The sequence below is a fragment of the Kribbella antibiotica genome, from assembly GCF_004349055.1.
Taxonomy (GTDB): domain Bacteria; phylum Actinomycetota; class Actinomycetes; order Propionibacteriales; family Kribbellaceae; genus Kribbella; species Kribbella antibiotica.
This window is the reverse complement of the sequence record NZ_SMKX01000122.1, coordinates 13,880-27,083: the sequence shown is the minus strand read 5'-3', so window position 1 is coordinate 27,083 and position 13,204 is coordinate 13,880. Positions and strand designations below refer to the sequence as shown.

Below are 13,204 nucleotides of genomic sequence, written 5' to 3'. Positions count from 1 at the left end.
GTTGGGGGCTGGGGCGGGGAGCAGGGTGGCGGCTTGTTCGGAGACGGAGCCGAGGATGGGGTTGGAGTCGAGGAGGACGACGGCGTCGGCGGGGACGCGGATCTTGACGTCGGCCAAGATGCACCGGACGTCGACGTAGATGTCGTCGTACGGGACGTGGGCCTCGGTGTAGTCGAGCGTCACGTCGCCCAGGACGGCGTGGACCTCTTGGCGCTGGGGGGCGATCCAGTTGCCGAGGCGTTTGGTGTCGGAGAGGAAGACGTTGATCGCCGGGGCGGTGTGGACGGTGCTGCCGGGCTGGGGTGCGGCGGCGGGCGCCGTGGGTTGCGCCAGGCCGTTGGGGAGGTCGGCGGTGAGGGGGACGAGCTCGCCGTACGTCTTGGAGGTGTACAGCGTCTCGAGTCGCTCCTCGAGCTCGAGGTAGGACAGACGGCCCTCGCCGGCGGCGTCGCGGAGGACGTCGGCGACCTCTTCGCGTTCGGCGTCGGACACCCGGCGGCGCAGCGCCGGATCCACCGGTGCCGGTACGGCGTCCTGCGGGCGGTTGTCCTGGGGAACCTCATCCTGTGCCACGTCCAAAACCTTACGCTCGCCGGAGTTCGCTTGCCCTCCGAAACCTCCCCTAGCGACCCCTGATCCAACCCCGGAGATTAGGCTGGATGAGTCCAGTCCACTGTCCATGGAGGTCTAGCGGTGTCCGCCGACTTCACGTACTCCGATCTGCTCCCGTTAGGCCCTGACGACACGGAGTACCGGCTGCTCACGACCGAGGGTGTCAGCACCTTCACGGCGGGCGACCGCACGTTCTTGCAGGTTGAGCCCGAGGTGCTGCAACTGCTCACCGCCGAGGCGATGCACGACATCTCGCACTACCTGCGGACCGCGCACCTCGAGCAGTTGCGCCGGATCATCGACGACCCCGAGGCGTCCGGGAACGACCGGTTCGTCGCGCTCGACCTGCTGAAGAACGCGAACATCTCGGCCGGCGGTGTGCTCCCGATGTGTCAGGACACCGGTACGGCGATCGTCATGGGCAAGAAGTCCGAGGGCGTTCTGACCGGGGCGGTCGACGAGGAGTGGATCAGCCGGGGCGTTTACGACGCCTACACGAAGCTGAACCTGCGCTACTCGCAGATGGCCCCGCTGAACATGTGGGACGAGAAGAACACCGGCTCGAACCTTCCGGCGCAGATCGAGCTCTACTCGACTCCGGGCGAGGGCGATCCGGCGTACAAGTTCCTCTTCATGGCCAAGGGTGGCGGCTCGGCGAACAAGTCGTTCCTGTTCCAGGAGACCAAGGCCGTGCTCAACCCGGCCGGGATGATCAAGTTCCTGGACGAGAAGATCCGGTCCCTCGGTACGGCGGCCTGCCCGCCGTACCACCTGGCGATCGTGGTCGGTGGCACCTCGGCCGAGTTCGCCCTGAAGACCGCGAAGTACGCCTCAGCGCACTACCTGGACGCGTTGCCGACTACCGGTTCGCCGGTGGGGCACGGGTTCCGGGATGTGGAGCTGGAGGAGGAGGTCTTCAAGCTCACGCAGGACTTCGGGATCGGCGCGCAGTTCGGCGGGAAGTACTTCTGCCACGACGTCCGCGTGATCCGCCTGCCGCGGCACGGCGCATCCTTGCCGGTGGCGATCGCTGTCTCCTGCTCGGCCGACCGCCAGGCCCGGGCGAAGATCACGCCGCAAGGTGTGTTCCTCGAGCAGCTCGAGCGTGACCCGGCCCGCTTCCTGCCGGAGACGACCGATGAGCACCTCGACGACGACGCGGACGTCGTACGGATTGATTTGAACCGGCCGATGTCAGAGATCCGCGCCGAGCTCACCAAGCTTCCCGTGAAGACGCGGCTGTCCCTCAGCGGCCCGCTGGTGGTCGCCCGCGACATCGCGCACGCCAAGATCAAGGAGCGCCTGGACGCCGGCGAGCCGATGCCGCAGTACCTGCGCGATCACGCCGTCTACTACGCAGGCCCGGCCAAGACTCCCGAGGGTTACGCCTCCGGCTCCTTCGGCCCGACCACCGCGGGCCGGATGGACGCGTACGTCGACCAGTTCCAGGCGGCCGGCGGTTCGTTCATCATGCTTGCCAAGGGCAACCGTTCCGCGCAGGTCACGAACGCCTGCAAGGCGCACGGCGGTTTCTACCTCGGCTCCATCGGCGGCCCCGCGGCGCGACTGGCTCAGGACTGCATCAAGTCCGTCGACGTGCTCGAGTACGCCGAGCTCGGGATGGAAGCGGTCTGGAAGATCGAGGTCGAGGACTTCCCCGCCTTCGTCGTGGTCGATGACAAGGGCAACGACTTCTTCACCGACACCCGCAAGCCGGTCCCGCTGACTACCCGGCCTAGGTAGGCCCGGACCGCCCCCACTCACCAACTTCGCCGAGCACCCGGTTCGCACGCTCAGCGCGGCGGCCGGGTAGGTGGTTTGGGGAGGTTGGTGAGTGGCTGGGGTCCGCTTCAGCTGACTAGGTGGTCGGCGATCAGCGTGGGCACGGGGGAAGTAGGCGCTGCGGGCAGCGGCCAGTCGGCGGGTGCGCTCCAGGTCCGCCAACCGTCGCTGAACGGCGCCGTCCACGACTCGATGTCCTGTACGGCGTCGTGGGCGGTCGCGGTGATGCGGTCGGCCTCGGCCTGGGTGAAGCGGCCCGCGACGACTGCACCTTCCAGCTCGTCCTCGTCTTTCCACTGGACGACGCGGTCATGGGTGATCCACAGGTCGAGGACGTTGTCGCGGGTGCTGGTGCGACGCCCGGCGAAGTCGCGGGTGTGGAGGAGCTCGAGGTTCACGTACCAGCCGTGGAACCTCCCGTCGGATCCCCAGAAGTGCCAGACAGACCACGGCTTGCCAGTGGGGAGCACCTTCAGGATGCCGGTGCCGCGCCAGGTGTCGAGCTTCAGGGCGCGCGGCTCGGTGAACATGCCGACGGGACCAGCGTGCCGGAGTTCACGGCCGTCGGTCAGCACCGTCTTCAGGATCGGAGTGCCCGGCGCGAGCCAGGCCACCAGACCATCCGCATCGTCGCGAACGACCGTCATCGGCCGCACGGTGGGCAGGTTGTGGTCGTTGGCGTAGACCCACTCGATCGTGGTCCCAGGAGTCCAGTAGGTCACGACTGGGCCGGTCGGGTCATGGACAGTACGTCGAGGGCCGCGTCCAACTGCTCTTCGGTCAGATCGCCCTTCGCCACATGGCCGTTCTCGATCACGACTTCGCGGATCGTCTTGCCCTGCTTGAGCGCACTCTTCGCCACGACGGCCGCGTTCTCGTAACCGATGTAGCGGTTCAGCGGTGTCACGATCGACGGCGACGACTCCGCCAGCGCCCGCGCATGGTCGACGTTCGCGGTGATGCCGTCGACGCAGCGCTCCGCCAGCAGGCGGGACGTGTTGCTGAGCAGGGTGATCGACTCGAGCAGGTTGCGCGCGATCACCGGCAGCATCACGTTCAGCTCGAAGTTGCCGCCGGCACCGGCCACCGTGATCGTGGTGTCGTTGCCGATCACCTGGGCCGCAACCATCAGCGTGGCCTCGCAGATCACCGGGTTCACCTTGCCCGGCATGATGCTCGACCCCGGCTGCAGGTCCGGCAGCGCGATCTCGCCGAGCCCGGCCCGCGGCCCGGAACCCATCCAGCGCAGGTCGTTGCAGATCTTGGTCAGGCTGACCGCGATCGTCTTCAACTGCCCGGACAGCTCGACCAAGCCGTCCCTCGCTCCTTGAGCTTCGAAGTGGTCGAGTGCTTCGGTCAACGACAACCCAGTACGGCGGTTCAGCTCAACAATCACCTTGGCGGCGAACCCAGGCGGAGTGTTGATCCCGGTCCCGACCGCGGTCCCACCCAACGGGAGCTCCGACACCCGCGGCAGCGACGACTGCACGCGCTCCGCACCCCGCCGTACCTGCTGGGCGTAGCCGTTGAACTCCTGGCCGAGCGTCACCGGCGTCGCATCCATCAGGTGCGTGCGCCCCGACTTCACGACCTCGGCGAACTCCGCGCCCTTCCGCGACAACGACGCCACCAGTACGTCGAGTGCCGGCAGGAGCTCGTGGACCACCCCGGCCGTCGCGGCGACGTGGATCGCCGACGGGAAGGTGTCGTTGCTCGACTGCGAGGCGTTGACGTGGTCGTTCGGGTGCACCTCCACGCCCGCCTGGGTCGCCAGTGTCGCGAGAACCTCGTTCACGTTCATATTGGTCGACGTACCGGAGCCGGTCTGGAACACGTCGATCGGGAACTCCGCGTCGTACTCCCCCGCGGTCACCCGGTCGGCGGCGGCCACGATCGCGGCCGCCCGCTCTGCGTCCAGCACGCCCAACTCAGCGTTGACGACGGCGGCCGAGGCCTTGATCTGAGCGAGCGCGTGCACCAGCTCCGGGGCCAGCGGCCGCCCGGAGATCGGGAAGTTCTCCACCGCGCGCTGGGTCTGTGCCCGCCACAGCGCGTCCTTGGGGACCTTGACCTCGCCCATGGTGTCGTGCTCGATCCGGTATTCCACGTTCTCACCCATACCAGTCAGCCTACGTCGCGCCCTGGTAGACGTAGTAGAGCTCTTCTCGCCCCTGCAACCGCACTGGCACCGGCGTCACCTGGCACGCTCCGAACACCACTTCCACCGCACGAGCCAGCGCCGGCGACTCCGACGACGACCACACCGTCAACACCCCGCCGGCCCTGAGCCGTTCCCGGCAGACGATCAGGAAGTCGGCCGAGTAGATCGCCGAATTCTCGTTGTACACAAGGAAGTCCGGGCCGTTGTCCACGTCCAGCAGAATCGCGTCGTACGACGCCTCGTCCGCCGCGGCGATCACTGCCCGCACGTCCCCGACCGCCACCGATACCCGCGGATCGTCGAGTACCGACGGCACCAAGCCGGCCCGCATCCACGCCACCAGCTCCGGCTCGATCTCCGCCACCACCACCGCGCCGAGACGAACATCACGCAACAACGCCCGCACCGTGTACCCCAGGCCCAGCCCACCCACGAGCACCCGCTCAGGCCGCCGTACCGACGCCAACGCCGCCGAAGCCAGCAGCTCCTCGCTCGACGTCTCCACGTCGTCCATCACGAACACCCCGTTGACCCGCAACTCCAGCGCACCATCCTCGCGCCGCCGCAGCAACAGGTCCCCACGCTCCGAATGAGCCCGCGCAATCTCCGTCACGGGCCCATCATCTCGAAGCTGGGGTTAGTACCAGCCCTTGGCCTGGGAGTGGCTCCAGGCGGAGCAGGGGGAGCCGTAGCGGTCCTCGATGTAGTCGAGGCCCCACTTGATCTGGACGACCGGGTTCGTGCGCCAGTCGGCGCCGTACGCGGCCATGCGGTTGCCGGGGAGGGCCTGGGCGATGCCGTACGCCGAGGAGGTCGGGTTGTCGGCGCGGGGGTTCCAGCGCGACTCCTTGTTCCACAGCTTCTCCAGGCAGCTGAACTGGCCCTGGCCCCAGCCGTGGTCGGGCAGCAGGTTCATCGCGATCTGCTTGGGGGTGCCCTCGAACTTCTTCCGCTCGGCATCGCGGCTGGCGCGCTCCTCGCGGGAGCTGCGGTCGGTGTTCTGGAGCGCCTGGTAGCGCTTGAGGGCGGCGTTCTTGGCCACTCTCGCGCGCCAGGCGGCGTCCTGGGACGCCTGCATGTCCATGGCCCGGGCCTCGACCTGGTTGCGGAGCCGGACTGCTTCCTCGGCCTGTTCCTGCTGAGTCAGGATCTGCTGGGTCGGCAGCGGGGCGGCGTGGGCCTTCTCGCTGTTCACGACCGCGAGCTCGGCACGCCCGGAGGCGGAGCTGCTCCCGGCGGAGCTGAAGAGGTCGATACCTGTGACCACGGTGACCACGGCGATCCCTGTCAATGAGAGAGCCGCGACGGAGCGCTTCGCTTTCATCTTTCCTTCCGAGAACCCGACCCCCGTCGGCGTGCAACAGAACCATACTTTGACCTAAACCGAGCGTGATCACAAGCAGGTCACAAGCCTCGGCGCGGCCGCCGCAGGGGCGACCGCGCCGTGGCTGACGAAGTCTTACGCGTGCTTTACAGATAGTGATGAGCGAAGCTCACCATTACTCCTTACATGTCAGTCAGATCTGCAGATCGTCGAGCATCTCGGTGACCAGCGCGGCGATCGGCGAGCGCTCCGAACGGGTCAGCGTGACGTGTGCGAACAGCGGATGGCCCTTGAGCTGCTCGACCACCGCGACCACACCGTCGTGCCGGCCGACGCGGAGGTTGTCCCGCTGGGCCACGTCGTGGGTGAGCACGACTCGTGAGTTCGCGCCGACCCGGGACAGCACGGTCAGGAGTACGTTGCGCTCCAGCGACTGCGCCTCGTCGACGATCACGAACGCGTCGTGCAGCGAGCGGCCGCGGATGTGGGTCAACGGCAGTACCTCGAGCATGCCGCGGTCCATCACCTCTTCGATCACGTCGCCACCGGCCAGCGCACCCAGCGTGTCGAAGACGGCCTGCGCCCACGGCGCCATCTTCTCCGACTCGCTGCCCGGCAGGTATCCGAGCTCCTGGCCACCGACCGCGAAGAGCGGCCGGAACACAACCACCTTCTTGTGCTGGCGGCGCTCCATCACCGCCTCCAGACCGGCACACAGCGCGAGCGCCGACTTGCCCGTACCGGCTCGGCCGCCGAGCGAGACGATCCCGACGTCCGGGTCGAGCAAGAGGTCGAGCGCGACGCGCTGCTCGGCCGACCGGCCGCGGATCCCGAAGGCCTCGCGATCGCCGCGCACCAGCCGGACCCGCTTGTCCGGCATCACCCGGCCGAGCGCACTGCCCCGGTCGGACAGCAGCACCAGCCCGGTATGGGTCGGGAACTCACCGGCCTGCTGAAGCTCCAGCACACCTTCCTCGTACAGGTCGTCGACCACCGCGGTCTCGACCTCGAGCTCGGCCATCCCGGTCCAGCCGGACTCGAAGGTGATCTCGGCGCGGTACTCCTCGGCCACCAGGCCACAGGCCGAGGCCTTGACCCGCATCGGCAGGTCCTTGGAGACCAGCGTGACGTCGCGGCCCTCGGCCTTGAAGTTGCACGCCACCGCGAGGATGCGGCTGTCGTTGTCGCCGAGCCGGAAACCGGCCGGCAGGCTTGCGGGGTCGGTGTGGTTCAGCTCGACCCGGAGGCATCCACCGTTCTCCCCCACTGGCAGGGGTGCGTCCAATCGTCCGTGCTTGATCCTGAGATCGTCGAGCAGGCGTAGTGCGGTGCGCGCGAAGTAGCCGAGCTCAGGATGATGCCGTTTGGCCTCCAATTCGGTGACGACGACCACCGGGACGACCACCTCGTGCTCGTCGAACCGCAGCATCGCATGCGGATCCGACAGGAGCACCGAGGTGTCCAGCACAAAAATGCGCTGGTCCGGTGTGGATGAGGTACTTGACGTCTTGGCGTGGGTGGCAGCCATGTCGCACGTCCTCTCGGGCCGCAGCGTGCACCACGCCCGGCCCACCAGTGTTAGGTGTTGGACCGGGAGTCGGGAATCAGCAAGACCGAGATTGAGACCGAGACAGAACGTCTCAGGTACTCCGTTCTACCCCTGAGCGGGGTAACCGGCTGGCGAACGATTCTCAAGCTGATCGCACCTCCCGTAACGGCCGGCTTCCCCTCCGACCATCACTGTTCAGAGTAGGAGGGTCCCGCAAACCCCGCAGCCCGACACGCCCGGCCACGGGGTTAACAGGGTGTTACACGTTCCCCCCACCCGGGGGATCCCGTTCACCCCGCGGAGTGATCCGGTACGACGGCGTCCCGGCCGACGCTGATGACATGCGGAAGAACTGGCCGGTCGTCACAGCGTTGTGGTCGTTCGCCTACGGGGCATTGGGGATCTACTGGTCGCTCGGAGGCGCCGGCTACCCGTTCGCCGACGTGGCGGACGACCGGAGTACGGGATCGGTACTGGAAGGCGCCTCAGTGGCCGTTGTAGGGCCAGTGATGGCAGTCGTGGGTCTCGGAGGCGCCGTACTGACCGTGGTCATGGCGTATCGGCGGCCTCGTGGTTGGTTGCTGCAGACAATCGCCGCCGTCCTGGCGGTCGGGCTCGCCCTGGTGATTCCGGACTACACACCGCTCGCCGTCCTGGCACTGTCCCCGGCGCTACTGGTGTTTGCCTTCACGGGGGTTCCGGGTGCACAGGGCGGGCTTGGTGATGTCTTGTACTGGCATCGGGTCAACCTGCTGCTCTTATTCGCCGGCGGCCTCCTGTGGGCGGCCACCGCAGTCGCGTACCACCGCCGCAGCCGCTCCGCGTGTGCCTCCTGCGGCCGCAGCGACCGGCCGGCACCGTCCTGGACCACACCGGAGTCAGCGCTGCGTTGGGGACGTGTGGCGGTCGGCGTGGCCGTGGTTGCGAACCTGCCGTACGAGGCCACCCGGATCGCCTGGTTCTTCGGCTGGCCGCTCGGTATCAGCGCCGACTTCCACCGGATGATGGCCGACACCCCCGGCATGCTGGAGCTGGGCCTCAGCCTGGCTGTGATGGCCATCGGCGGCAGCATCCTCACGCACGGTCTGGTGCACCGCTGGGGTGAGGTCTATCCGCGCTGGATCTGGTTCAAGGCCGGCCGCCGGATCCCGCCGCGGCTTGCGCTCATCCCCGCAGCGGTCGTGGCCGTCGTACTGATTCCTGCTGGCCTGATGAACGCCCAGTTGCCGCTGGACGGCGACAACTGGGCGGTGAACGCACCAGGCATTCTCTGGATCGTCTGGGGCGCAGCACTCGGCACGGCGACCTACGCCTACTACCTCAGACGCCGTACGGCGTGTGTGCGCTGCGGGCGGTCAACGGATCGGCTGGGCATCCAACCTGATATTGTCGACCGCCCAGTACCAGTTGTTCCGCGCGTCGTAGATCCGGAACCGTAGTGTCACCGCACGGGCACCAGCCGGTACGGCGAACTCCTTCCGGATCTCCTTGTTCTCGACATCACCGCCGGCGTTGTCGTTACCGGTCGCGTCGCTGCTGTAGCGCAGGAGCTCGACCGGAGCACCGGTGTCGAACGTGGCGGTGACTGCGACCTTCTGCGGGGCCTCCTGGCGATAGTGCGAGTCGAACACCAGGTACAGCTTCGCCGTACCCGCGGAGAGCGTCACGGCGGGCGACACCAGTGTGGAGTCGTACGCACCGCGGCCGGAGGCACCGTCCAGGTCGTCCCAGTCGTCCGGGTCCGCAACGGCGAGCACACCGAGGCCCAGCTTGAACAGGTCTCGATCCTGACCACCAGTGCTGTGCATCCGCTTGGTCATGAACGTCCAGCCCTGCAGGTCCTTCGGCCCCTGCGGCATCCCCGGAGCGTTGACCACCGACCAGCCCGCGGGCGGAGTCGGCGTCCACCCGAGCAGCCCGGCCGGAGCGGGACGCTCAGCCGCGACCTGCAGCTTGTCGGCCAGCGACTCGAAGTCCTCGTCCAGCAGGTGCCCAGTCATCACCGGAGCCACCAGCGGAGTGACCGTCCGCTCAACCGCCACCGGCCACCCGCGAGCCTTGCCCTGTACGACGACCTTCAGCAGCCGCGGGTCGGCACTCGTCAGACCGGCCGGTGCGGTCACCTCCCACGACGCAGTCGCGTTCTGGCCGACACCGATGGACACCGGCGCCGGGCTCACCACCTTCGACGCCCACCCAGCCGGTACGGCGAGAGCCGCGGTGACTGCGGTGACGTCGTCGGCCGCAGTGAACTTGGCGGTCAGCGTGGTGGTCTTTCCGGGGACAACCACCGGGTCGTCGATCGTGGACGACGGCTTGGCCAGTTCGATCGCGATCCCCAGCACCGGCGCGATCCGCGGAATCGCAGCAGCCTCCGCAAGAGCCAACCGGTCGCCTGAACGACCTTGGAGCAGCAGACGAACTCGGCGCAGGTCGTTGTCCGTCGTACCAGCCGGAGCGGTGAGCAGCCAGGTGGCCAGCGCCTTCTGACCGGCCGCCAGGGACGTGGGCGGTGCGATGACCGCGTGCGCGGTCCAGCCGGCCGGGAGATCGAGTACGGCGTGCAGACCGGTCACCTTGGTGTCAGCGGCGAACTGCGCGGTCAGCAGGGTCGGGAGGCCCGGCACGATGCTGGTGCGGTCCCCGGTCAGTGGCGCCGGCAGGTTGAGCCAGGCGATGACCGGATCGGGTAGTCCGAGCGCGGGGTCGGTCTTGCCTGCGCGGCGCGACGGCAAGCGACCGGCCTGGCGGCGCAGGAAGTACGGATCACCGTCAGCGGTGACAGCGACGTCGTACCAGCCGTGTGAGCCGATGCGGACCGGCACCTCGCGGAACTGACCAGCTGGGACGCGGACCTCGCGGATACCTTCACCGTAGGCCAGATCACCCACCTGGAACGTCTGCGAGCGCCGGGTGCTGTTGGAGAGCTTGGCGAGCATCACTCCGGCCCTGGGGAGCAGCTCGACGTTCAGATCGCCGTTACGGCCACGCAGGTGCCAGAGCGCGCCAGCAGGGCCATGGACACGCAGATCAAAGCCGGTCGCGCCGAAGGACCACTCATCGGACAGGTGACTGTCCCCACCGACGGTGTAGTTCCGGGGCGCAACCCCCGGCTCGGGGTAGACCGCCAGCACCGCGGCCTGATCGCCGTTGTTGCCGAACCCGAGCTCGACCTTCCCGCGGCGGATGCGGCTGGTGAGGGTGAGTGCGTACGGCAGCGGCCGCAGCGTCTTGGTCCCGCGCCGCTGACGCGGCAGTACCTGCGGAATCGGCACAGTCGGCGCGGGCCGCAGCGCAGCATCGTCACTCTTCTTACGGTTGCCGCTGGTGTCCGGCAGCGTCGGCCAGGCCGGGTCCTCACCAGAGAAGTCGAAGGCCGACACCAGGTCGCCGGTGATCGCCCGGCGCCACGGGCTGATGTTGGGCTCGTGGACGCCGAACCGGCGCTCCAGGAACTGGATGACCGAGGTGTGGTCGTAGACGGTCGAGTCAACCGCGCCACCACGGCTCCAGGGCGACACCACGAGCATCGGCACCCGGATACCGAGGCCGAGCGGCGTCGGACCGGCGGTCCGGGTCTCACCGGTCGGCAGCGTGTCCACCCAGGCCCCGTTCACCCGGTACTGACCACGCTGGTTCACCAGCCGGTACGCCGTACTGCCGTTAGCGCTCTTGACCTGGACGACCAGCTCGCCGTCGGTGCTGACCGTGCTCTTGCCGCGGCCGTTCCCCAACGGCGGCACCGGCGGCAGGTCGTGGTCGAAGAAGCCACCGTGCTCGTCGTAGTTCAGGATGAACGCCGTCTTCGCCCAGACCGCCGGGTTGTCAGCCAGCGCGGACAGGAGCTGTGCGGTCAGGTGCTCACCGTTCGGCGGGGTGTAGGCGGCATGCTCGGAAAGAGCCGCCGGAGCGACCAGCCAGGACACCTGTGGCAGCTTGTCCGCCTGGACATCCGCTGCGAACTCCTTCACCAGCGCAGCGCCCATCGCGAACGGGTCGCCGGACTGGCTGCCGTCGCCGACCATCCGCATCCCGCGCTCGTACAGCGACTCGCCCGGCTTCGCCTTCACGAACGGCGTGAACCAGGCCAGCGCGTTGTCGTCGAAGTTGTCCAGCGCCTGGTAGGTCTTCCACGAAACCCCGGCCGCTTCCAGACGTTCGGCGTACGTCGTCCATTCGTACCCACCGGAGATCTCGGTGTTGTCGTAGACCGGCAGGTCGCGAACCGTGCCACCGGAGGTGCCGGTCATGAAGTGCTCGCGGTTCGGGTTGGTGCTGGTCTCGATCGAGCAGTGATAGGCGTCGCAGACGGTGAAGACCGAGGTGAGTGCGTCGTAGAACGGCATATCGGCCGGCTCGTAGAAACCCTGGCCGAGCCAGCCGCTGCTGCGCCGGGTCACATACCCGTCCGCGATGCCGTCGGCCCGCGCGCCCATCGACGTGGTGTAGCCGAAGTCGGCCGCACCCTGGCGGTAGGCGTTGGTGTGCGCGGCGTTCATGCTGAACGGCGCCAGCCAGCCCTCAAGCCGGGACGGGTCCGGCTGGAAGCCGACCGGCAGGCCGTTGACGCCGCGGACGCCGGTCCGGTCGCCGAAGCCGCGGACACCGGCGGTGGTGCCGAAGTAATGGTCGAACGAGCGGTTCTCCTGCATCAGGATCACCACGTGCTCGATGTCCTCGAGCCGGCCGGGGCGGGCCGGTGCGGCGAGGGCTTGCTGGAGGCTGGACGGCAGTGCGGCCAGAACGGAGGCGCCGACGGCACTGCCGAGCACCGTACGGCGGGAAACGGTGGTCATCCCCCGAGGCTCCGCAGCGCAAGCGAAGACCCCGTGAACATCAGGTGTTCACGAGGGCGAAATTGGTCCGGACAACTGGTTAATTGGTCCGGACCTATTCACTTCACGTCCCGAAGCGGCGCTCGCGCTGGGCGTAGCTTCGGACTGCGCGGAGGAAGTCGACGTGCCGGAAGTCCGGCCAGAGGGCTTCGCAGAAGTAGAACTCGCTCAGGGCGCTCTGCCAGAGCAGGAACCCGCCCAGACGCTGCTCACCGGACGTCCGGATGACCAGATCCGGGTCCGGCTGGCCCTTGGTGTAGAGGTGCCGGGCGATGTGCTCGACGTCGACGCGCTCGGCCAGCTCCTCGATCGAGATGCCCTGGGCGGCCTCTTCGAGCAGCAGCGAGCGGACGGCATCGGCCAGCTCGCGGCGGCCGCCGTACCCGACGGCGACGTTGACGATCATGCCGTCGCTGTCCTGGGTGGCGGTCTCGGCGCGCTTGAGCGTCTCGGCGGTCGCACTCGGCAACAGGTCCAGCGCGCCGACCGGATGGATCCGCCAGCGGCCGATCGCGGTCAGCTCGTCGACGGCCTGCTCGATGATCCGCAGCAGCGGCTCGAGCTCGTCGGCCGGCCGGGTCAGGTTGTCGGTCGACAGCATCCAGACCGTGACCACCTTGACGCCGACGTCGTCGCACCAGTGCAGGAACTCGGTGATCTTGCTCGCCCCGGCCTCATGGCCGTGCGACACCGGGTTGCCGGCCGAGCGGGCCCACCGCCGATTGCCGTCGATAATGACGCCGATGTGCCGCGGAATCCGCTCCGGCGGCAGCGAACGCTGCACGCGGCGCTCGTAGATCATCATCAGCGCGTCGCGCAGTTTCTGCTTGCCGGGTGTCTGCATGAGCAGGTCTTCGCCTCCAGGTCCTCACCAATGAGGCTAGCCCAGATCAGGCCGCGAAAGGGACTCCGAACTTTTCACTTGCGCGCAGCATCGTAGA

At 68.0% G+C, this 13,204-nt stretch carries 10 protein-coding genes; 2 read left to right on the top strand and 8 right to left on the bottom strand.

Going from position 1 to position 13,204, the window contains the following annotated elements; genetic code table 11:
- Nucleotides 1-573: DUF1707 SHOCT-like domain-containing protein (locus E1263_RS31115; RefSeq protein ID WP_132173853.1), on the bottom strand; the 573-nt coding region annotated here is incomplete at its 3' end.
- 120 nt (nt 574-693) lie between these two features.
- On the opposite strand from E1263_RS31115, the gene E1263_RS31110 reads away from it, so the two are divergent.
- Complete coding sequence (locus E1263_RS31110) at nt 694-2,355, top strand: fumarate hydratase (protein WP_132173851.1); 1,662 nt, start codon at nt 694-696, stop codon at nt 2,353-2,355.
- Nucleotides 2,356-2,462: 107 nt separating this feature from the next.
- On the opposite strand, the gene E1263_RS31105 is transcribed toward E1263_RS31110, so the two are convergent.
- From E1263_RS31105 to E1263_RS31085, 5 genes are all read right to left on the bottom strand, one after another.
- Nucleotides 2,463-3,116, bottom strand: a complete 654-nt coding sequence (locus tag E1263_RS31105; protein ID WP_238161690.1) for a ribonuclease FAU-1 family protein — start codon at nt 3,114-3,116, stop codon at nt 2,463-2,465.
- On the bottom strand, nt 3,113-4,513 hold the full coding sequence (locus tag E1263_RS31100) for a class II fumarate hydratase (RefSeq protein WP_132173849.1): 1,401 nt from the start codon (nt 4,511-4,513) through the stop codon (nt 3,113-3,115). The genes E1263_RS31105 and E1263_RS31100 overlap by 4 nt, the downstream gene beginning before the upstream one ends.
- 10 nt (nt 4,514-4,523) lie before the next feature.
- On the bottom strand, nt 4,524-5,168 hold the full coding sequence (locus tag E1263_RS31095) for a spermidine synthase (RefSeq protein WP_132173847.1): 645 nt from the start codon (nt 5,166-5,168) through the stop codon (nt 4,524-4,526).
- A gap of 24 nt (nt 5,169-5,192) precedes the next feature.
- A complete protein-coding gene (locus E1263_RS31090) occupies nt 5,193-5,879 on the bottom strand; it encodes an aggregation-promoting factor C-terminal-like domain-containing protein (protein ID WP_132173845.1) in 687 nt (228 codons plus the stop codon).
- A 193-nt stretch (nt 5,880-6,072) separates the two neighbouring features.
- Nucleotides 6,073-7,407, bottom strand: a complete 1,335-nt coding sequence (locus E1263_RS31085; RefSeq protein WP_132173843.1) for a PhoH family protein — start codon at nt 7,405-7,407, stop codon at nt 6,073-6,075.
- A 362-nt stretch (nt 7,408-7,769) separates the two neighbouring features.
- Between E1263_RS31085 and E1263_RS31080 the strand changes: the two genes are divergently transcribed.
- Nucleotides 7,770-8,867, top strand: a complete 1,098-nt coding sequence (locus tag E1263_RS31080) for an NYN domain-containing protein (RefSeq protein ID WP_202869135.1) — start codon at nt 7,770-7,772, stop codon at nt 8,865-8,867.
- Here the strand turns inward: E1263_RS31080 and E1263_RS31075 are convergent.
- Together E1263_RS31075 and E1263_RS31070 are read right to left on the bottom strand one after the other, a co-directional pair.
- Nucleotides 8,784-12,224: a phosphocholine-specific phospholipase C gene (locus tag E1263_RS31075; protein ID WP_132173841.1), complete on the bottom strand. Its 3,441-nt coding sequence runs from the start codon at nt 12,222-12,224 to the stop codon at nt 8,784-8,786. The two genes, E1263_RS31080 and E1263_RS31075, sit on opposite strands and share 84 nt — an antisense overlap.
- A 103-nt stretch (nt 12,225-12,327) precedes the next feature.
- A complete protein-coding gene (locus E1263_RS31070; RefSeq protein ID WP_132173839.1) occupies nt 12,328-13,107 on the bottom strand; it encodes an isoprenyl transferase in 780 nt (259 codons plus the stop codon).
- Nucleotides 13,108-13,204 lie beyond the last annotated feature (97 nt).

Bases quoted from the DNA above. Each gene is read 5' to 3' on its own strand.
- E1263_RS31100 (WP_132173849.1), bottom strand. From the start codon at position 4,513: ATGGGTGAGAACGTGGAATACCGGATCGAGCACGACACCATGGGCGAG.
- E1263_RS31090 (WP_132173845.1), bottom strand. From the start codon at position 5,879: ATGAAAGCGAAGCGCTCCGTCGCGGCTCTCTCATTGACAGGGATCGCC.
- E1263_RS31085 (WP_132173843.1), bottom strand. From the start codon at position 7,407: ATGGCTGCCACCCACGCCAAGACGTCAAGTACCTCATCCACACCGGAC.
- E1263_RS31080 (WP_202869135.1), top strand. From the start codon at position 7,770: ATGCGGAAGAACTGGCCGGTCGTCACAGCGTTGTGGTCGTTCGCCTAC.
- E1263_RS31075 (WP_132173841.1), bottom strand. From the start codon at position 12,224: ATGACCACCGTTTCCCGCCGTACGGTGCTCGGCAGTGCCGTCGGCGCC.
- E1263_RS31070 (WP_132173839.1), bottom strand. From the start codon at position 13,107: ATGCAGACACCCGGCAAGCAGAAACTGCGCGACGCGCTGATGATGATC.